Source organism: Bradyrhizobium sp. USDA 3256 (genome assembly GCF_054058275.1).
Genome location: NZ_JBSSAE010000002.1, coordinates 3,796,519 through 3,816,765, shown reverse-complemented (window position 1 = coordinate 3,816,765; position 20,247 = coordinate 3,796,519). Strand labels below are relative to the sequence as shown.

Below are 20,247 nucleotides of genomic sequence, written 5' to 3'. Positions count from 1 at the left end.
GCGATTGATGACCGCTGCCGTCATCTTCAGCGCGATCCCTTCAATTCCAAGTCTTCTGATCCAAGCCTTCTGACCGAAGCCTTCTGACCGAAGCCGCGTCCACGGATAGCCGCTCGTGTCAGAGGCGTGACGTCTGCCATGCGCGCAAAGATTGATTCCCCGACGCTCGCTGCAACCGACGCAAACATCGGCGCACATCATCGTTCGTCGCATTCATTCGATCGACACAGCGCTGTCATCGGCGATGGATAACTTGTCGCAGGTCGACGTCATAAATCCTTCAAAAATAAAAGGGGCACTACGGTGAAAGCCAAATTTCTTTCGACGGTCGGAGTCTGTCTGGTTGCTGCCGCTGCGGTGATGTGCAGCGCCGCCGCCCAGGACGACAACAAGGGCAATAACGGCCACGATCATCATCCGCACGACATCCACACCCAAACGCCGATCAAGCATCTTGTCGTCATCTTCAACGAGAACCGCTCGTTCGATCACTACTTCGCAACCTACCCGGTTGCGACCAACCCGACCGGCTCGATTCCGTTCACGGCGAAGCCGCATACGCCGAAGGTCAACAATCTCGCCAGCGCCAATCTGTTGACCAATAACCCGAACAACAACCCGGCCAACGGCACCGGCGCGACCAATCCGTTCCGCCTCGACCGCACCCAGGCCAACACCAAGTCGCAGAACCACGCCTATACGCCCGAGCAGCAGGCGGTCGACAACGGCAAGGAAGACCTGTTTCCGAAATTCACCGGTCGCGGCACCGCCGGCGGCGTCGGCGCCTTCGGCACCAACGGGCAGGTGATGGGCTATTTCGACGGCAACACCGTCACCGCGTTCTGGAATTACGCCCAGAACTTCGCGATGAGCGACAACAGCTGGACCGACACCTTTGGTCCGTCGACGCCCGGCGCGCTCGAGGTGGTTTCCGGCCAGACCAACGGCGCACAGAACATCGTCGGTTCGTCATCGTCTATCGCCGACGGCCAGGGCGGCCTGACGCTGATCGGTGATACCGATCCTGCCTATGATGCCTGCTCGAGCACGACCAGCCAGGTCCTGATGACCAGCAAGAACATCGGCGACCTGCTCAATGCCGAGCAGATCAGCTGGGGCAGCTTCATGGGCGGCTTCGACCTGACGCTCAAGAACAGCAACGGCACCACCAACTGCGGCCGCAGCACATTCTCGAGCAACGTCAACGGCACCGTCGTGGACTACATCCCGCACCACGCCTGGTTCCAGTACTACAAGTCGACCGCCAACCCGACCCATGCGCGGCCGAGCTCGGTGAATGCGGTCGGACACACCTATGTGCCCGGCAGCAAGACGCTCGATCCGGCCAATCATGCCTACGATCTCGAGGACTTCTATGCTTCGGTGAAGACCGGCAACTTCCCGGCCGTCTCCTACATCAAGATGCCGGCCTATCAGGACGGTCATCCCGGCAACTCCGATCCGCTCGACGAGCAGGCCGGCAATGTCGAGCTGATCAACTTCCTGCAGAAGCAGAAGGAGTGGGGCGAGACCGCCGTCATCATCACCTATGACGACTCCGACGGTTGGTACGACCACCAGTACCTTGCACCGATCAGCGCCTCGTACGATCCGACCGCCGACCAGGTCAACGGTCCCGGCCAGTGCGGTCGCGGTATCGGCAAGCAGACGCAGCCGAACGGCCTCAACGGCCAGCCGGTGAACGGCCGCTGCGGTCCCGGTACGCGCGTCCCGTTCCTGGTGATCTCGCCCTTCGCCAAGCGGAATTACGTCAGCCACACCCGCATTACGCAGGCCTCCGTCGTGCGCTTCATCGAGGACAACTGGCTGCATGGCCAGCGTCTCGGCGGCGGCTCGTTCGACGACAACGTCGAATCGATCGCTGATATGTTCGACTTCGAGCGTGGGCACGGCCAGGATCACGAGTACCGGCAGGACACGCTGTTCCTCGATCCGACCGCCGGCACCGTCATCGTCAGCCCGCCGGATGATCACCATCACCACTAAAAGCCCTTCGGTTCTGATCCAATCAGAACCGAAGCTCTGCTTCCCGGCCTGACGCGTTACTCGCGCGAACTGGTCTCTGGTTCGCGCGAGAATGCTCTAACGACACTGGATCTGACATGAATGGCCGCACCTTGTGGCTTCTCGGCGCCGGCCTGCTGTGCATGGCCGGCACTGTTGCGGCCGTCGAGACGCAGGGACTTCCGGGGACCAATCCGCACCCGGTGCAGCTCAGGCGTCCGCCTGTCGCTCCGCTGTCCGCCATGGCGCAGCTCGGCCAGAAGATCTTCTTCGACGCATCGCTGTCCTCTTCGGGCGCATTGTCATGCGCGTCCTGTCACAGTTCGAACCACGCCTACGGGCCATCCAATGATGGGCCGGTGATGCTCGGCGGGCCCGCGCAATCCCGGCAAGGGACACGCGCCGTGCCGGGCCTGACCTATCTCGAGCGGCAGCCGAATTTCAGCATCGGGCCGGAAAAGGACGAAGACGACAATGTCGTCGACTTCGCGCAACTGGCCGCGCTCGGCCAGCAGGCTCCGCGCGCCAAGAAGGTCGCGACCGGGACTGCCGCCTCGGCGGTCAACATCGTGCCGCAGGGCGGACTGTTCTGGGACGGCCGCGCCGATACGCTGCAGGACCAGGCGATCTTTCCGTTGCTCGATCCCAACGAGATGGACGGCGGCAGCATCGAAATCGTGGCGCAGAAGCTGCGTCAGGCGAGCTATGCGCCGCGCTTCGCCGAGCTATTCGGTGCCGGTGTCTTCGACAATACGCGGCTGCTGGTCGCGGAGGCGATGTTTGCCGTCGCGCGCTATCAGGTGGAGGAGCCGAGCTTCCATCCCTACACAAGCAAGTTCGATTACTGGCTGGAAGGCAAGGCGCGATTGAACGAAAGCGAAGTGCGCGGCCTGCAATTGTTCAACGATCCGGACAAGGCCAATTGCGGCGGCTGCCATACATCGCAGCCGACCCGGGACGGTCTGCCGCCGCTGTTCACCGATCACCAATATGAGGCGCTCGGCGCGCCGCGCAACGCCGCGCTCGCCGGCAACCGCGATCCCGATCATTTCGATCTCGGGGTCTGCGGTCCGTACCGCACCGACATTGCCGAGCAGACGCAATATTGCGGGATGTTTCTGACGCCGACCTTGCGCAACACGGCGACGCGTCGCGTGTTCTTCCACAACGGGGTCTTCACCAGCCTCGAGCAGGTGCTCGACTTCTATAACTTCCGCGATACCAATCCGGAGAAGGTGTTTCCGCGCGGCGCCGACGGCGCGGTGCGCAAATACGATGACCTGCCGGAAAAGTATCACGGCAATGTCGACGTCAGCGATCCGCCGTTCGAGCGCCATCTCGGCGACACGCCCGCGATGACGGCGCAGGACGAGGCCGACATTATCGCCTTCCTGAAGACGCTGACCGACGGCTACCAGCCGGAGCGGTAAGACGTCGCGGCGTTCCATCGCGGAACCGAACCGCGAGTTGGCAGGGCTTCGTCATGCGCGCATAATGGGCGCATGAATGTCGTCGAAGGCAACGGTGCCAGAATCCCGGCAATCGGGCTCGGCACATGGGAGTTGCGCGGCCGGACCTGCGCCCGCATCGTCGAGCAGGCGTTGCGGCTCGGCTATCGCCACATCGACACCGCCCAGATCTATGACAACGAGCGCGAAGTCGGCGAGGGGCTGCGTGCCTCCGGCATCAAGCGCGACGACGTGTTCGTCACCACCAAGGTCTGGACCACGCATTTCATGGCGAAGGATCTCGAGCGGTCGGCGAAGGAGAGCCTGGCGCGGCTGCGCCTGACCGAGGTCGATCTGTTGTTGCTGCACTGGCCCAATGCGCAGGTGCCGCTTGCCGAGACGCTCGGCGCGCTGGCGCGGGTCAGGCAGGCGGGCCTGGCGCGGCATATCGGCGTCTCGAATTTCAACGTGGCGCTGATCGAGGAGGCGGTGGCGGCATGTCCCGAGCCGCTCTCCTGCGACCAGGTCGAGTACCATCCTTACCTGGATCAGGCCGACGTGATCGAGGCCTGTCGGCGCCACGGCATGGCGTTCGTCGCCTATAGCCCGATCGCGAAGGGACGGGTCAAGGGCGACCGCGCGCTGGCGCGGATCGGCGACCGCTATCGCAAGAGCGCTGCCCAGGTCTGCCTGCGCTGGCTGGTGCAGCAGAATGTCTCCGCGATCCCCCGCACCTCGAAGCTCGAACGCCTTCAGGAGAACATCGACATCTTCGATTTCGAGCTGTCGGTTGACGACATGCGCGAGATCTCGGCGATCGGGAGAGCTGACGCGCGATGACGGGCCCCGCGACGCATGGGGTCTTTGCCTGAGCATCAAGGTCTTGGGAAGCATCAAGTCTTGGAAAAATGGCTGGGTCCTGATCCGGATCATGCTAATGCCCCGCTGGCCGGTTGCGGCTTTGGACCGAATGGGGATTGAGGCAGGCGGGTTCCGGCCGGTATTGTAGCCCGGCGGGGAGAGACGTCACTGATGTGATCGAGTGGGATGAAGTTTCGGCCAAACGCGGATCTGATGGCGTCGGTGTTCGTGCACCTGATGCTGCTTGCGCTGATTTTCCTGTATTCGGAGGTCCATCAGTTCGATCCCGTCGCCGCTGACACGGTGCCGGTCGAGATCGTGACGCCGCAGGAGGTCGCCAAGTCCGAGGTCGAGACCAAGCCCGAACCGGCCCCGAGCCCGTCGCCGACGCCTGAGTTGCAGTTGCCGTCGCTCGATAAGCCGGTGGATTCAGCCAAGCCCGAACCATCGGCGCAGGCGCCCGCGCCACAGCAGAACGCGCCACAGCAACCGCCGCAGAAGCAGGCGCAGCCGCCCAAGCCCAACCCAACTCCGCAACAAGCCGCGGCTGCGCAGCCGGCGCCTCAGCCGCCACCGATGCCCCAGCCAATGGCGCAGCAACAGGCGGCAGCGTCGTCGCCTGCCTATGCGCAGCCCGAGCCCGATCTTTCGGTCAAATACAATGTCATGCTCGGCCTGCCGCCCGATATTTCCGTGAAGCCGCCCGCCGCCGCGCCGTCCGGCCCCGGACCCGGCAAGGACAATTTCGACGCAGCCGCCACCGAGCAGGCGGACGTCGGCTCAAGCGTGGTCGCCGAATTCCGCCGTCACCTGAAGACCTGCCTGAAACTCCCGCCGACGCTGAGCACGGGCGACGACGTGAGGATCAAGCTCAGGGTGTTCATGAAGCCCGACGGCAAGCTGGCCGCGTCACCCTTGCTGATCGAAGCCACCGCCTCGGAAAAGGGGCCGCTGTTGCTGAAAAGCGCGACCGACGCACTGCAGGCCTGCCAGCCCTATGCGATGCTGCCGCGGGATCGCTATGGCGAATGGAAGGTGCTCGACCTCGATTTCAGCCCGCGCGATTTCGCGTCGTAGACGAGGTTCGCCTCAGCTTCCCATCGCCTGCCAGGCATTTGAGGCGAACTGCCGGCGCCAGATCACGATCACGACGGCGGCTGTCGTGACGAACAGCACCCAGGGGCTGACGAACCAGCCGAGATAGCCGAGCGCGAAGAAGAACGCGCGCTGGCCGCGGTTGAAGTGCCGGCCCGCCGTCTCGAACAGCCGCGTGGTGCGGATCACGTGGGCCTCCGCCTCCGGCGTATCGCGCTGGTCGGCCGGCGGCATCGCGCCGAACAGGATCGCCACATAGTTGAACAGGCGATAGGCCCAGGCGAATTTGAAGAAGGTGTAGATGAAGATCAGGATCAGCCCGATGCACTTGACCTCCCACAAAGCGGGCGAGGGCGTCAGGTTGACCGGCAGCGCGCCGAGCACCGCGAGCGCGTCATTGGTGGCGCGCAAGAGCGCCAGCCCGCCGCCGATCGCAATAAGGCTGGTGGAGGCAAAGAACGCGGTGCCGTTCTGCAGGCTGGCCATGATCTGCATGTCGACCATACGTGCGTCGCGGTTGAGCAGATTCCGCACCCAGATCTCGCGATAGACGTGCATCCGCGCCGACAGGCTGTCGCGCCCATACGCAGTGTGCTCCAGCGTGATGGTATAGACCAGCCATTCCAGCGCAAAGAAGCCGACGGCCAGGATGTCGGTCCAATAGCCGGTCATGTTGCCTTCCTTTGTGAGCGCGCGGCTGACTGTCCGCGCCGGACCGCATCCGCGTCATGTACAGGTTGAACGCGTGCAATGCACTATGGCAAACTACCGTGGCAACAGGATTCCCGGACATGCTCAAGCTCGTCATCGGCAACAAGAACTATTCGTCATGGTCGATGCGGCCCTGGCTGGCGTTGCGCGCCAACAACATCCCGTTCGAAGAGGTCTTCATTCCGCTCTACACGGACCAGGCCGACAAGGACCGCATCCTCTCTTTCAGCAAGGCCGGCAAGGTGCCGACCCTGATCGATGGCGACGTCACGGTGTGGGATTCGCTGGCGATCATCGAATATCTCGCCGAGAGATTTCCCGAGGCGAAGCTCTGGCCTGCGGATCGTGCCGCGCGCGCGCATGCCCGCGCGATCTCGGCGGAGATGCATTCCGGCTTCATGCCGCTGCGCAACGAATGCGGCATGAACCTGCACCGCCCGATCCGCGCCGTCGCGCTGTCGGATGATGCGCGCGCCAACGTGGCGCGGATCCAGGAGATCTGGGCCGAGTGCCATGCGCGCTACGGCAAGCAGGGTCCGTTCCTGTTCGGCGCATTCTCCGCCGCCGATGCGATGTACGCTCCCGTGGTGCATCGTTTCCGCACCTACGCGATCCCGGTGAAGGCCGAAGCGCAGCACTATGTCGATGCCATGATGCAGCTTCCGGCGTTCCAGGAATGGACCCGCGACGGCGTTGCCGAGACGCTGCGGATCGCTCGTTTCGAGGATGTCTGACGGTTGCTGCGCTTCCGAATTGTGACAGCGGTCGCAAAGATCGCGGCTTGACGCCGCGGGGCCGAAGGCGTCGAATCCGGAAAGGCTGGTTTTGCAAGTCGTGAAAGGACTTAGGCCATGGGCATTCTCGATTCCCTGGAGAATTCGCCGGAGCTGAAAGGCATGCTTGGCCAGCTTGGCGCGGCGGTGATCCCGGTCGTGCTCGGCGAGGTCCTGGGCAATGGCGGGCAGGGCGGCTTGTCCTCGATCGTCGCCAAGCTCGAGCAAGCCGGGCTCGGCGAGCAGGTCAAATCCTGGATCGGTACCGGTCAGAACCTGCCGATCACCGCTGAGCAGCTCCAGCAGGTGCTCGGCAGCGACACCGTCAAGCAGCTCGCCGCCAGGTTCAACATTCCGGTGGACCAGCTGTCCAAGGTGCTCGCCCAGCAACTTCCGGCTGCGGTCGATGGCGCGAGCCCGGACGGCAAGCTGCCGCACACCGCCTGAGCGGCTGGAATCAGGGTTCCAGCCGGGCTCGGCGGGCAATTTCCGGCTGGCACGCAAATTGCTGCCTATCGCCCTGAAAAACCTGCAAAAATCGCACCTTCGCCATGCCCCAATCTCGCTGGATTTGGGGAGGTGCGATGTGCTAGCTTGCCGCAGGGTTCTCAAAATGCCGGCCTGAGCTATCGGGACTGTCAGCTCAGCCAGCAATCTCTAAGAAAATGGAGAGGGCGTTGAAGCATAAGTACTCGATTGGCGAGACCGTCTATTTCACGGCCAGCAACGTGGCGCGCCCCGCCGCGAGCGGCACCTATCAAGTGATCCGCCTGCTGCCGACCGACGGTGACGACTGCCAATATCGCATCAAGAGCTCGACTGAAGCTTTCGAACGGGTGGCCAAGGAGAGTCAGCTCGCGCTGTCCTGAAGGAGTTGTGCGCAAGCCGGCGGCTGGAGCGGGTTCCGCGCCGCCGCCGTCAAAAGGCCCCGTTCGCAGATCCATTGTGCTGAAGGTTGGACGTCGGGGTGGCGGCGTTCGCCGTCGCCGATTGTGCTTACGCTGCGTTGAGGGACATCGCGCATGAACTGGGCTTCCTCGCTGGATCAGATCTGGCGCTCACCGACCTTCCCGATGTGGCTGACGCTGGCCGCTGCGGGGTTCTTTGGGATCGTCGTTCTGGTCACGCTGCTGCGTGCGGAAAAATCCGTCGCCAACGGCGCGCTGACCGTGATCACGCTGCTGTCGATCGCGGTTGCGGTCGCTGCGACGATCCGTGGCTTCGGCCCAGGTGGGCAGGCGGCGCCGGCCGAGACACGGACGGCGCAACTGGCCAGCCAGACGGTGCCGGCGCTGGCCTGCGTCGACGATCTCGCCGGAGACGCCGTTCTCAACGCCTGCGAGAAGGTGCTGTTCGGTTCATCGGATACGGCGGCAGCGGCGGTCAGTTACGCTGCGGCGCAGATCTCGCGCCTGACTGCGCTCGGCGACCTCGCGACCGCCGAGCGCAATTCGACCACCGAGTTGCAGGCGCTGCGCCGTGCCATCGAGCATGACCGCTACGGCTTGGTCGCCTATGCGCTGATGGCGCGCGACCACTGCACGCCGACCGCGTGCCCCGCGTTCCGCTCGCTCGGCGACAACCATCAGATCATCGCCAACATGAACGAGCGGACCTACGAGAACCTGATCACGCGCTACGCGGGGTCGTGGAACGCGCCGGCCGGCGCCCAGGCGTCGGCCGCCTCCGGCCTGGTCGCGGCGCTGCCGCAGTCATTGCCCACCGGCAAGCCGACCAATGCGGAGTTTCCGAGCTCGGCGAACACGCCGCCGGTCAGCATCATGACGCCCGAGCCGGCAAAGCCAGCCGCCGCCGCACCAGCGCCGGCCGCGCGCGCCGCCGCGCCGCCCGCCGCAGCCCCGAAGCGGCCGCCGGCAGCGAAGCGCCCGGTCCAGATCGCGCCGGCCCCGGCCGCGCCGGCGCCGCCTCCTGCCGCCGCCAGCGCACCGGCGGCTGCGAACGAGCAATGAGGGTGATGGCGGCGGCTTGAGCCGCCGTCATTGCACTGTTCCGGCTTCGTTTGGCTCGAAAAACGCTCTAGTCCCGATATCCACCGCCGCGGAGAGCGCTCCCTTTTCAAAGCGCGCGCCGGCGGCTACATCCGGCGCATGCCGCTTCATCTCATCAAGCTCGCCGTCGGTTGCGACTCCGTCAAGGAACTCAAGGGCTGGGTTGCCGAGCGGATGGCGACCGCGAAGAAAAAGGGCCTGCCGCTCCGTCACGTCCACATCACGCGGATGACGCCGAAGCGCGAGGAGGAGATCCTTGCCGGCGGCTCGCTCTATTGGGTGATCCGCGGCGAGATCGCCGCGCGCGAGAAGATCATCGCCATCGAGCCGTTCCGCGACAAGGACGGCATCGGACGCTGCCGGCTGGTAATGCAGCCCAAGGTGATCGCGGTCTCGCCGCGGCCGATGCGGCCGTTCCAGGGCTGGCGCTACCTGACCGCGGACTCCGCGCCGGCCGATCTCACCAAGTCGAGCGCCGCCAGCGTGGCATCGATGCCCGAGCCGATGCGCCGCGAGTTGCGCGACCTCGGCTTGCTCTGAGGCCGATGACTGCCGCGAACTACTGCGTCACGAGGTGCAGCCGGCTCCATTCGGACGCCGGGATCTCGACATAGCGGCTGCCGCCCGCATTGCTGACGGCGACGTCGAGCAGCTCGTGATCGATCCCCATCTCGCCGAGATAGCGTCGAAACTGGTCGGTGAAGACCGAGGTCAGGCTCTCGCGATGCTCGGCCGAGACGTTGGGCGCGAGCCGGTTGTGGATCGCCATGCCGCTCAGCACCACGCGGCTGCCTTCCGGCAGGCTGCGATGCACGCCGCCCGACAGCATCAGCACGCAGGCCAAATCGCAGGCAATGCCGGACAGCTTCTCCTTGGCGTCGAGCGGGCCGCCGGGCCGCTTGAGCGCGAAACATTCCTCCTCGGATTTCCCGGTGCAGGCCTCGACCTCGGTCGCCGCGACCGCGGCATCGATGCCGCGATCGCGCAGGATGCGGCCGAGGCTGGAGGCAACGTTGAGGTTGGAATTCCCTCTGACGTTGATCACCACCGGCAGCTTGCGGCCGTTCTGCCGGTCGAGGATCGCCAGCAGGCGCTTGTAGGTATCCCACTGCACGGCGCCCTCGGCGGCGATCCAGTCCGAGCAGCCCGGGCCGCAGGCATCAGGCGCACCATGCGCGACATAGAAGATCATCGCGCCGGGCGCCGAATTGACCCCGCCGACCGGCGGCCGGGTCTGCGCCTGCACGAGGCCTGCGGCCACGAGCGCGATGCCGAAAGCAATGCCTTTCCTGAAATAACCGCTCATTCCGATCGCCTCTGAAAGGCGCGATCATCCACGCGTCGGCCGCGCAGATGAGGCCGAGCCCTCATTACAGGCTCGAACCCCGTTTGCGCATGAACCGCATCACACTTTCCGGATCCTGCTCTATACCGCGATGTTGTCGATCAGGCGGGTGCTGCCGAGCTTTGCCGCCACCAGCATCCGCATCGGGCCGTCCTTCAGCGAGCCGATCGGCGCCAGGGAGGCGGCGTGGCGGACTTCGAGATAATCGAGCACGAAGCCGGCCCTGGTGATCGCCGCGGCGCCGTCGGCCATTGCGGTCGCGGTATCCTCGCCGGCGCGCAGGCGGCCGGCCGTTTGCTTCATCACCCGGTGAAGCTCGGGGGCGGCGCGCCGTTCCTCCGGCGAGAGGTAGACGTTGCGTGACGACATCGCGAGACCGTCGCGCTCGCGCACCGTTTTGGACCCGATCACCTTGACCCCGAGGTCGAGGTCCGCGGCCATCTGGGTGACGACCCGGAGCTGCTGAAAGTCCTTCTCGCCGAAGATTGCGACGTCGGGCCGGACCTGGGTGAACAGCTTGCCGACCACGGTGGCGACGCCGCCGAAGAAATGCGGCCGGAAGCGATCCTCGAGCCCGGCGGTGGCCGGCCCCTCCGGCACGATCCTGGTGGCGAAGCCGTCCGGGTACATCGCCTTCACCTCCGGGTGCCAGATCAGGTCGACGCCCTCGGCGGCGAGCTTGGCGACGTCGGCCTTCCAGGTGCGCGGATAGGAGCCGAAATCTTCGGTCGGCGCGAACTGGGTCGGGTTGACGAAGATCGAGACGACGACCCGCTTGGCGCGGCGCTTGGCGAGCCGCACCAGCGACACATGGCCGTCATGGAGCGCTCCCATGGTTGGGACCAGCGCGACGGTTGCCTTCTTGGCGCGCAGGGTGTCGACGGCGCGACGAAGGGCGGGGACGGTACGGACGACGGTGGGATTTCTCGGCATCTGGTCTCGGCTCGTGGGGCAATCCGGGTGGGAACGAATCTGGGCGGGACGGGTTGGCGTTCGGCAGGTCACGCAGCTTACCAAGTCCGAACCACGATCGGCAAACCGGCCGATAAGCCTTACACGATCTCGAACGCGCGCGGATCAAAGCCGCCGATCGACTCAGCAGTCTTGCTTGATCGATTCATCAGCATGGCCGCAATTGATTTCCTGTCGCAGCGATGCATTTCACTTGACCGCAGCGGCGCTCGCTTTGAAGATCATTGCGGGGATTTGAATCATGTTGGTGCAGGCTCGTCAGGGTCAATCCGGCTCCGCACATGTCATCGTGCTGGGCAACGAGAAGGGTGGATCGGGAAAGTCGACCACCGCCCTGCATATCGCCGTCGCGCTGCTGAAGGCCGGGCAGCGCGTCGCCAGCATCGATCTCGACTGCCGCCAGCAGAGCTTCACCCGCTACATCAGCAATCGCCAGGCCTGGGCGCGACGCACCGGGCTCGACCTCGAGCTCCCGGCACACCACTGCATCAAGTACGGTGAGACGATGCAGATCGAGGAGAACGAGAACGCGGAATTCCAGCAGTTCATGGCCGCGGTGAGCGCGGTGGAACGCGCCTATGATTTCATCGTCATCGATACCCCGGGCGCAGACAGCTACCTGATGCGGCTCGCGCATTCGATGGCCGACACTTTGGTGACCCCGATCAACGACAGCTTCCTCGATTTCGACGTGCTCGGCACCGTCGATCCCGCGACCTATGCGGTGACCGGCGAGAGCCATTATGCGGAGATGGTGCGCGACACCAGACGCATGCGCCGTCAGCTCGATGGCGCCTCGACCGACTGGATCGTGGTGCGGAACCGGCTGTCGATGCTCGGCTCGCGCAACAAGCAGCTGGTCGCCGACGGCTTGAAACAGCTGTCGCTGCGGCTCGGGTTCCGCGCGGTCGACGGCTTTGCCGAGCGAGTGGTCTATCGCGAATTCTTCCCGCGCGGGCTGACGGCGCTCGACGACATCGACGAGGCGACGCTCGGCACCCGCCCGAGCCTTGGGCACGTCACCGCCCGCGAGGAGGTGATGAGCCTGCTGCGCCAGCTCAAGCTGCCGCTCGACGAGCGCGGCCGCCGCCGGGCCGCCAACCGGGCCGAATGGTTCAGCCAGGTCGACAAGCCGCTGGAAGTCGACGACATCATCGGCAGCTAGGCCGCCAAGCTCTCCCTCGGGCAGGTTCCAGGGCGGCGGGCGCGCAGCAAGTGACGATCGTCACTTCCCGGACGCTCCAGAAGCACGGTAGTCTTGCGGGGTTTTCGGCCACTCCGTCGCCAATATGCCGGAACAAAGCTGGCCAGATCCGGTTTTCCCAAGCCAGCCGCGTTCCCGATCCCTGTCGGTTGGTCTTGAGGTATTATCGTGCCGCAGAGCCATGGCGCCAGAAGCGAATGCACAAAGGTTGTGTGCACCGCACAATGAACGTGCTGCGAAGTCCCAACTTTTAGACTTCCTGTCACAGCGCTGTGACATATATTCTCAAAAGGAGGCCGAAGAGTCTCCGGCCAAGAATAGCCCTGAAAAGGCGGGCACCTCGAGGACGTCATGAAGCGTGGAATTCTCGTTCTGCTTTCTCTCTCCGTGGTGATCACGGCGGCCTATTTCACCGCGAGCAAGTGGGCGATCCGTCACGAAACTCTCATGTTCAAGGACCCGACGCGCGATGAGCGGCCGGTCGCGGTCGACGTTGCCGTGCGCTTCGACAAGGAGATGCAGGCCGACGCTGGCATGATCACGCTGCCGGTTGCGATCCTCAATCATGGCAATACCGTCAAATTCACCGAATATTCCTTCCTCGCGAACGTGTTCGCGGCGCGCGGCTATCTGACCATCAGCATTCAGAACGACCTGCCGTCGGACGGACCGATGGTGACCAAGGTCGGCGAGCTCTATGTCGGCCGCCTGCCGCAGTACCAGCGCGGCATCACCAACATCAAGTTCGCGATCGAGGAGATGAAGAAGCGCCAGCCGAACGCGGACTACAGCAAGCTGACGATGGTCGGCCATTCCAATGGCGGCGATATCGCGATGTATTTCGCCAAGCAGTATCCGGACGAGATCAAGAAGGTGGTGACGCTGGACAATCTGCGTGTGCCGTTCATGACCGACGGCAAGTTCAAGATCCTGTCGTTCCGTTCGCATGACTCGCAGTTCAAGCCGGATCCGGGCGTCGTTCCCGATGCCGACGAATGCGAGAAGGCCGGCATCACCGTGGTGAACACCAACTTCCAGCACAACGACATGCGTGACACAGGGCCCGAGAAGGCCAAGGACTCGATCCAGGCCATGCTCGATAAATTCCTCGCCGACACCGACAGCGCTGTCGCGCCGGTCGACACCAGGAATGCGCCGCCGAAGATTCTGGAGCCCGGTCCCGTCTCGCTCTACGTGCCGGTCGAGAAACCTCAGACCTTGACCGATAAGCTCAAGAAGTCGCTCTCGCTGAACAAGACCGAGACGAAGAAGGATCCGTCGGTCACGAACTGACGGGGCGGCCCGCGGTCCAGGCTGGCCTCTCACGTTGACCAATCCACTGCCGCGGCCCACATAGTGTTTGCTGTACGAGGCAAGCGCTGATGGCCGGCAAGACGATCAAACCGACATCCGGAAGCGATGTACGCCCGGCCCATGAGCCTGGCGTGCCGACATCCAGCGCGAACGACATCGCGGCATTCGTCGCCAGGGCGCGAGCGATGTCGCCGCATCGCGCCGGCGCCCACGGCAGGCTGGTGTTCGCGCTCGACGCCACGATGAGCCGGCAGCCGACATGGGACATGGCGTGCACGCTGCAGGCGGACATGTTCCGCGAAGCCGGCGCGCTCGGCAGTCTCGATATCCGCCTCGTCTATTATCGCGGCTTCAATGAGTGCCGTGCGTCGGGCTGGATCTCCGACAGCGCGCAGCTCGCGCGGCTGATGAGCAAGATCGATTGCCAGGGCGGCAACACCCAGATCGGCAAGGTGCTGTCCGAGACGCGTCGCGAAGCGGTCGAGGCAGGGGTGCGCGCCTTGGTGTTCGTCGGCGACGCGATGGAGGAGAGCGCCGACGATCTGTGCGCGAAGGCCGGCGAGCTCGGCCTGCTCAAGGTGCCGGTCTTCATGTTCCAGGAGGGCAGGGATGCGACCGCCGAGCAAACGTTTCGCGAGATCGCGCGACTGACCGGCGGTGCATGGTGCAGGTTCGATCCCGGCGCGGCCGCGCAACTCCGCGAATTGCTGCGTGCCGCCGCAGCCTATGCCGCCGGCGGCCGCGAGGCGCTGCTGCAGCTGGCCAAGACCGCGAGCGGCGCGGCGAAGCTGATCGGTCAGATGAAATAGCGCCGCGTCGCGTCAGGCTCCGCCTGACGCCGGTGAGACGAAGCTTCGCATGCTTTTTGTCGCCGGGCCGCCTATATTCCCGACATGCCAACGCTGATCGCCGGCGTCATCGCCGTTGTCGTCCTTTATTCCGCGCTGCAGATGTTTCGTGCGGCCAATCCCGCCGTGCTTGCGCGCGCGATCAAGATCGGCGGCGGGGTGCTCGCCCTCGCGGTCGCAGCCTTTACCGGCGTGCGGGGCGAACTGGCGGTGGCAATTCCGCTCGGCATCTTCGGTGCCGGACTGCTCGGCTGGTCGCCGTTCGGAAGCACCGGATTTCCCAATCTCGGCGGCATGTTCGGCGGTTCGCGCAGCCAGGGACAAAGCTCGCGGGTGCGCTCGCAATATCTCGATATGGCCCTCGATCACGGCAGCGGCGTGCTCAGGGGCCAGATCGTGGCCGGACCGCAGGCCGGCCGCATGCTCGATGAATTCGACCTGTCGCAGCTATTGGCGATGGTCCCGAGCTTCGACGCCGAGAGCGTCGCGCTACTTGAAAGCTATCTGGACCGCCGCTTTCCCGCCTGGCGTCAGGACGCACAGGGCGACCGGGCACGGGGGCAGGGCCGTGCGGCGTCGGGTGGCAAAATGACGAACGAGGAGGCCTATCAGATCCTTGGCCTGCAGCCGGGAGCGTCGCGCGACGACATCAGCCGGGCTCACCGTACCCTGATGAAGAAACTCCATCCCGACCAGGGGGGCTCGACGTACCTCGCGGCCCGTGTGAACGAGGCCAAGGACACTCTGCTTCGCACGCATCTCTAACTCCGGCTACGCTACCAACGCCACAGCCGAGAGCTGCCTTCCGTTTCTGATTGATGCCCCGTCTGGCCCGCCGCTGTCCGGCGTGGCCGATCGCTCTTTCGGGAAAACTTAACCGTAAAATCTTGACGAGAAGTTTCATGGTTGCGCCGCGCGCGGCCGGCCGGCCGTTTTCGCGGCGGCAAAAACAAAACGGCCGGCGCTTGCGGCGCCGGCCGTTTGAAATCAGCAGATGCTGGCGATCAGTTGCGAACGGTGATGCAGGAGATCTCGGCGCGCTTCAGCGTCTTGCAAGCCGCCTCGGCCTGATCGCGCTCGAGGCCGGCAAAGCGGGCGCGATAGAGCTTGCGATTATCCTTGGCGACCACCTCGGTGAACGGATCCGCCTTGCTGAGCAGTCCGCGGGCCGAGCTGCGTGCCAGGTCGATGCGCTTGTTGGCCTCGCCCTCGGACTCCAGCGCGCCAACCTGGATGATCCAGCCGGTATGCGCGGCGCTCGGCCTGGCGGCGCTGGTCGGCGGAGTGGCCTGCACGCTGCGGGTTGCGGGTTCGATCGAAGCCACGGCCTGCGGTGCCGGGGCAGCGGGTGCATGGACGGCCGAGGCCGGCAGCACGCCGAGGATGCCGTTGCCGGTGCCGAAATTGGCCGGCTGCGGCGGCATTTCCGGCCTCGAGGTTTCGGCGGCTCGCGCCATCATCGCATTGGAGGTCTCGGGGACCTCTCCGCGCGAGGGGATCGTGTTGGTGATCGGAGGCGCGGACTGCGCCGGGCCGGCCGCGGCGAGCTTGATCTGGCCGGCCTTGACCTGCACCGTCTTCACCTTGACCGGCTTCATCGGTTCGGCCGAGCCGGGGATCGCGGCGATCGGCTGGGTCTGGATCACGCCTGAGGTCAGCGGCGCCGGCTCGGGCTTGGCCTGCGGCTCCGGCTTGGCCGGGAGCGGCGGCAGCGCAGCGGCGGCCGCGGCCATCAGCGAGGGCTTGCTGGCCGGGCGCGGCGCCTGGATCGCGGCAGCTGCGGCGGCGGGCTCCGATGCCGCGACCGGCGAAGTGTCCGGCGCGCGCGCATTATCCGCGTCGGCGATCTCGACATTGGCGTCGGCCGGATTGCGTTCGGTGATCGCGGCGGCGGTGCGGGTGGTCGCGGCCTTCCCGACGTTCTCGGCGAGCAGGTTGCGCATGATGGCGTCACGCGAGCCGCCGCTGCGGCCGCCGAGCACCACGCCGACCAGGAAGCGATTGCCGCGACGCATCGAGGTCACGAGGTTGAAGCCGGAGGCGCGGGTGTAGCCGGTCTTGATACCGTCAACGCCCTCGACGCTGCCGAGCAGATGGTTGTGGTTGCGGATCGATTGGCCGCGGAAGTTAAACACCGAGGTCGAGAAGTAGCGGTAATAGCGCGGGAAGCGGTCCTGGATCGCGCGGCCGAGGGTCGATTGATCGCGCGCCGTCGTCACCTGCTCATCGTTGGGCAGGCCAGAGGCGTTGCGATAGACGGTTCGGCTCATGCCGAGCGCGCGAGCCTTGCGGGTCATCATCCGGGCGAAATCGTCTTCGCTGCCGCCGATCGCCTCGGCGATCACGACCGCGGCGTCATTGGCCGAGCGGGTGACCAGGCCCTTGATGGCGTCTTCGACCTTGATGGTCGAGCCGGGCCGCAGGCCGAGCTTGGTCGGGTCCTGTTCGGAGGCGTGCTCGGACACCGGCATTTCGGTGTCGAGCTTCATCTTTCCGGAATCGAGGCGCTCGAACAGCAGATAGAGCGTCATGATCTTGGTCAGCGAGGCGGGGTGGCGCAGGCCGTCGGGACTCGTGGCGGTGAGCACCGAACCGGTGTTGCCGTCGACGATGATCGACGCGAATTGCGGGCTGTAGCTCTCGCGCGCTTCCTGGCTGTAGTGGTGACGGGCGTAGTGGCGCCGGTGACGGCGCGCCTCGGCGCTATCACTCGTGATCAGGATCGCCGTCGTGACGGTCACGAGCCCAAGAACGCCAACTCGCAGCGCCCGCGAGGAGGCCAAGGTTGTTCGAAGCATCTACTTCCCCGTCCCAATTTCTATCTAGATCACTGGCTCGTGAGGCGAAATTGTGCCCGGCGGCCATCGATCCTTGCCTGCGCAACAAACCACTTCGGGCAGCACCGTCGGCCCAAATGGCGGCTCAGGTCGCTCTTCTAGCTAAGGTGTTGTTCACAAACAGCTTTCGAGGCTGTCTGTCGGAAGGCGAACAAAGTCTGGGAATCAGGTTAGGCGGACCGAGTTTCCAAAAGATTAAGCAACCGTTGCGTAGTCCCCCGGGGTTTATCGCGAATGCCGGAGATTCGGGGCTGTGTGATTGTGCGATGCACAATATTCATTGACTCTATTGTGCGATGCGATATGGCTATCGGCGTCAGGGGGCCGGGAGCTTCCCGGCAATGGGAATTTGCGCCTTCAAGTCTGGGAAAAGGAATTCCATCCATGGTCAAGATCGAAGACATTCAGCACTACGGCAAAGAGCATTTCGAGTCGGTCACCGCATCGGCGAACAACCTGCAGAGCGGCGTTCAGGCCATCGCCACCGCCTATGGCGACTATGCCAAGAAGTCCTTTGAGGACACCAAGTCGTTCGTCGAGAAGCTGTCGGGCGTGAAGTCGCTGGACAAGGCGCTCGAGGCGCAGACCGAGTACCTGCGCTCGTCCTACGAGACCTTCGTTGCGGAATCGCAGAAGATCGCCGGCCTGTACAGCGACTGCGCCAAGCAGACCTTCAAGCCCTATGAGGGCCTGGTCTCCAAGTTTGCGCCCGCCGCTCAGTAAGCGCAGCGGACCAAGACAAGCGAAAAGCCCGGCCGTTTGGCCGGGCTTTTTTGTTGTGCCTGAAGCGGGCGACTATTTCGCCAGCCGCAGCTTCGAGATCTGCGTGAGAATATTCTGAAAGGCGTCAGCCGTCTGACCGGCTGACGTGATCATCTGGAAGTTGCCGTCGGTCGCGCAATCCTGCAGCACCTGCGATTTCGGGTCCGCGTTGTTGATGTTCACCTGAATCGTGAAGATTGTGATGCTGCTGGTCGGATCGGCCTTGACGTTCGAACACAGCAGCTCTTGCCGAGTGTCAATGTCCGACTGGGTCGTGCTCCACCGGTTTTGGGTGTTCAGTCCGTCGGACAGCAGGACGATATAGTCCTTGTATGCGTAGTTGCTCTCTTTCGGCGGTGCCGTGATCGGCGGGTTTGCGGTGTTCAGCGACAGCCATCCCCACGCCAGCCCCACCGCCTGATTGGTGTTGCCGCTTGGATACATATTGTCGATCTGGGTTTTGAGCGTGCTCCACTGGTTGCTCATTGGCGTCACCGTGCCGGGAAGACAATCCGCGAACTGCTCGGCATAGAACTGCGTGGACGGCGTCCCGCTGCCGGAGGAGGGGCCCGTATTCTTCGTATCGTAGTCCTGATCGCGATCGTTCACGCAGCCGGTCCACGTGCTGTGGCTGGGTGCGGCTGCCGCGGTCGCGGTGGTACCGTCGCCGCGCCAGAGGTGAGAATACGTCGTCGGCGTGCTGCATACTCTGCTGCTGCCGCTCCCGGAGCAGGTGCAATTGCTGGTCGAGCCGCAGCTTGCGCCGGAGCCGGAAGCCACGGTCGTGCCCGGCACGGTAACAGTCGTGTAGCACCCGTTGTAGTAGATGCTGGTCTTGCCGGGTAGCTTTCTGCCGCTGTCCATGCTGGGGCAGATGTAACCTGCATACGTGCCGCTCGAGGGGATTGTACTCGTGCTTCTGGCACCGCTCACGGTCGCTGGCCGGTCCGTGCACGTAAAGCCGTGCGTCTTGTTCGTGAACGGGCAATCCGATCCTGCTTGGATCGTGTTCCAGCCGCTCGGATAGTTGTTCTTGAGAATCGGCGGCTCACCCTCCCACTCCGTCCAATTCAACCAAGACTGGTTCAGATTCGACGGATCGACATTCACATCCTTCGAGAACGGAATGATCGAAATATAAACATCGCCGGTCTGCTTGTTGTACGTCGACAGCGTATCGATCATGCTTTTGGCAGCGGATTGGAGTGCCGCCATCTTGCCGTTCTGGGCCATTGATCCGGTGTTATCGAGCACCATCGCGACGCGCATACGGGTGTTGCCCCATGTGGTGGTCGTCGAGCTCTTGAAACCCAGCGTCGGAAAACCGGCCAGCTGCATGAAGTCGGATTTGATGTGGCCGGATCCGCCCAGCAGAATGTTGGCCGCCGCGCCAGAGGTCGGGGTCGTATAGTTGGCCGTGACGGAAATGCCCTGGCCGTCCTTGTTGGTGTAAAGCGCCGTGAAATAGGTCTGCGCCTTGCTCGGGATCTCCGCGGCCGTGATGTTGCCCATGGTCAGATCCTTGGACAGCATCAGCGCGGTCGAATCGAGCGCCGCCTGCATCGCGGAGCGGGCGTTGTTGGCGCGGGTATAGTCGATCGCGGCTCCCACGAAAGCGAGGAGCGGCAGCATTGCGAAGGTGAAGATCACCGCGACATTGCCGTTATTTGCCCTGGAAAACCGGCGAGCAACCGCGCAGACGCGATCGGAAATGGCTGAACCAAGCATGGTACTCTCGTCGAAATGGATTGCGGTGGCATCTCGACCGGCGCCGCTAAACAGATGGTGAATCGGGCGCCGGAAACCCGGCAGGGCGGCGCGGGGGAGGCTCAAAAGCAGGGCACAACCGCTCGCTATCCTCAATGACGTCTAAATTGGCGGCCCGGCTCCTTTGTCAAATCAGGCAGAAATGATTAACCTTCCGAGGGTTGCCGCGCCGGGAATCGGACCGGTGGGCCGCGCCGGGTCTGCGCTTGCGGCAGGGCCTCGCGAGGCCCATATTCGGGAGGTCGATCCGGCCGCCGGATCGGACCGGGAGCGGCA

Annotated in this window: 19 protein-coding genes; 14 read left to right on the top strand and 5 right to left on the bottom strand. The window is 64.3% G+C overall.

All coding sequences use genetic code 11. The annotated features are described in order from the left end of the window. Positions 1-360 precede the first annotated feature (360 nt). The 4 genes from ACVWY5_RS19720 to ACVWY5_RS19705 all read left to right on the top strand — a co-directional run bounded on the left by ACVWY5_RS19720 (position 361) and on the right by ACVWY5_RS19705 (position 5,411). The gene (locus ACVWY5_RS19720) at positions 361-2,007 is read left to right on the top strand and encodes a phospholipase C (RefSeq protein WP_456671776.1); all 1,647 of its coding nucleotides are present in this window, start codon (positions 361-363) and stop codon (positions 2,005-2,007) included. Between the two features lie 116 nt (positions 2,008-2,123). Beyond that, complete coding sequence (locus ACVWY5_RS19715) at positions 2,124-3,455, top strand: cytochrome c peroxidase (RefSeq protein ID WP_028336425.1); 1,332 nt, start codon at positions 2,124-2,126, stop codon at positions 3,453-3,455. 72 nt (positions 3,456-3,527) lie between these two features. Next, positions 3,528-4,313 (top strand): aldo/keto reductase, encoded by a 786-nt coding sequence (locus tag ACVWY5_RS19710; protein ID WP_028336424.1) that lies wholly within the window; start codon positions 3,528-3,530, stop codon positions 4,311-4,313. Between the two features lie 207 nt (positions 4,314-4,520). Beyond that, positions 4,521-5,411, top strand: coding sequence for a hypothetical protein (locus tag ACVWY5_RS19705; protein WP_028336423.1), 891 nt, complete (start codon positions 4,521-4,523; stop codon positions 5,409-5,411). 12 nt (positions 5,412-5,423) lie between these two features. Here ACVWY5_RS19705 and ACVWY5_RS19700 read toward each other — a convergent pair whose 3' ends face one another. Next, the gene (locus ACVWY5_RS19700; protein ID WP_028336422.1) at positions 5,424-6,101 is read right to left on the bottom strand and encodes a DUF599 domain-containing protein; all 678 of its coding nucleotides are present in this window, start codon (positions 6,099-6,101) and stop codon (positions 5,424-5,426) included. Between the two features lie 119 nt (positions 6,102-6,220). Between ACVWY5_RS19700 and ACVWY5_RS19695 the strand changes: the two genes are divergently transcribed. The 5 genes from ACVWY5_RS19695 to ACVWY5_RS19675 all read left to right on the top strand — a co-directional run bounded on the left by ACVWY5_RS19695 (position 6,221) and on the right by ACVWY5_RS19675 (position 9,462). Further along, the gene (locus ACVWY5_RS19695) at positions 6,221-6,874 is read left to right on the top strand and encodes a glutathione S-transferase family protein (RefSeq protein ID WP_028336421.1); all 654 of its coding nucleotides are present in this window, start codon (positions 6,221-6,223) and stop codon (positions 6,872-6,874) included. A gap of 117 nt (positions 6,875-6,991) precedes the next feature. After that, on the top strand, positions 6,992-7,360 hold the full coding sequence (locus ACVWY5_RS19690) for a YidB family protein (protein ID WP_028336420.1): 369 nt from the start codon (positions 6,992-6,994) through the stop codon (positions 7,358-7,360). 218 nt (positions 7,361-7,578) lie between these two features. After that, positions 7,579-7,782 carry a hypothetical protein gene (locus tag ACVWY5_RS19685; protein ID WP_018272021.1) on the top strand — a complete coding sequence of 68 codons (204 nt, stop codon included), beginning with the start codon at positions 7,579-7,581 and terminating at the stop codon, positions 7,780-7,782. 153 nt (positions 7,783-7,935) lie between these two features. Continuing rightward, positions 7,936-8,883, top strand: coding sequence for a hypothetical protein (locus ACVWY5_RS19680; protein ID WP_028336419.1), 948 nt, complete (start codon positions 7,936-7,938; stop codon positions 8,881-8,883). Positions 8,884-9,021: 138 nt separating this feature from the next. Further along, the gene (locus ACVWY5_RS19675; protein ID WP_028336418.1) at positions 9,022-9,462 is read left to right on the top strand and encodes a DUF1489 family protein; all 441 of its coding nucleotides are present in this window, start codon (positions 9,022-9,024) and stop codon (positions 9,460-9,462) included. A gap of 19 nt (positions 9,463-9,481) precedes the next feature. Here the strand turns inward: ACVWY5_RS19675 and ACVWY5_RS19670 are convergent, their stop codons facing one another. Further along, positions 9,482-10,228 carry a hypothetical protein gene (locus ACVWY5_RS19670; RefSeq protein WP_028336417.1) on the bottom strand — a complete coding sequence of 249 codons (747 nt, stop codon included), beginning with the start codon at positions 10,226-10,228 and terminating at the stop codon, positions 9,482-9,484. A gap of 120 nt (positions 10,229-10,348) precedes the next feature. Then, on the bottom strand, positions 10,349-11,200 hold the full coding sequence (gene panC / locus ACVWY5_RS19665; protein ID WP_028336416.1) for a pantoate--beta-alanine ligase: 852 nt from the start codon (positions 11,198-11,200) through the stop codon (positions 10,349-10,351). A gap of 280 nt (positions 11,201-11,480) precedes the next feature. Between panC and ACVWY5_RS19660 the strand changes: the two genes are divergently transcribed. The 4 genes from ACVWY5_RS19660 (at position 11,481) to ACVWY5_RS19645 (ending at position 15,370) form a co-directional block, all read left to right on the top strand. Further along, positions 11,481-12,404, top strand: a complete 924-nt coding sequence (locus ACVWY5_RS19660; protein ID WP_028336415.1) for a division plane positioning ATPase MipZ — start codon at positions 11,481-11,483, stop codon at positions 12,402-12,404. 390 nt (positions 12,405-12,794) lie between these two features. Next, on the top strand, positions 12,795-13,736 hold the full coding sequence (locus ACVWY5_RS19655) for an alpha/beta fold hydrolase (protein ID WP_051376262.1): 942 nt from the start codon (positions 12,795-12,797) through the stop codon (positions 13,734-13,736). 89 nt (positions 13,737-13,825) lie between these two features. Further along, complete coding sequence (locus ACVWY5_RS19650; protein WP_028336414.1) at positions 13,826-14,566, top strand: vWA domain-containing protein; 741 nt, start codon at positions 13,826-13,828, stop codon at positions 14,564-14,566. Positions 14,567-14,650: 84 nt separating this feature from the next. After that, positions 14,651-15,370, top strand: coding sequence for a DnaJ domain-containing protein (locus ACVWY5_RS19645; protein ID WP_028336413.1), 720 nt, complete (start codon positions 14,651-14,653; stop codon positions 15,368-15,370). 239 nt (positions 15,371-15,609) lie between these two features. Here the strand turns inward: ACVWY5_RS19645 and ACVWY5_RS19640 are convergent, their stop codons facing one another. Continuing rightward, positions 15,610-17,403, bottom strand: coding sequence for a D-alanyl-D-alanine carboxypeptidase (locus tag ACVWY5_RS19640; protein ID WP_028336412.1), 1,794 nt, complete (start codon positions 17,401-17,403; stop codon positions 15,610-15,612). Positions 17,404-17,826: 423 nt separating this feature from the next. On the opposite strand from ACVWY5_RS19640, the gene ACVWY5_RS19635 reads away from it, so the two are divergent. Then, complete coding sequence (locus ACVWY5_RS19635; protein WP_028336411.1) at positions 17,827-18,165, top strand: phasin family protein; 339 nt, start codon at positions 17,827-17,829, stop codon at positions 18,163-18,165. A gap of 72 nt (positions 18,166-18,237) precedes the next feature. On the opposite strand, the gene ACVWY5_RS19630 is transcribed toward ACVWY5_RS19635, so the two are convergent. Then, complete coding sequence (locus ACVWY5_RS19630; RefSeq protein WP_028336410.1) at positions 18,238-19,932, bottom strand: TadE/TadG family type IV pilus assembly protein; 1,695 nt, start codon at positions 19,930-19,932, stop codon at positions 18,238-18,240. Positions 19,933-20,247: the final 315 nt, after the last annotated feature.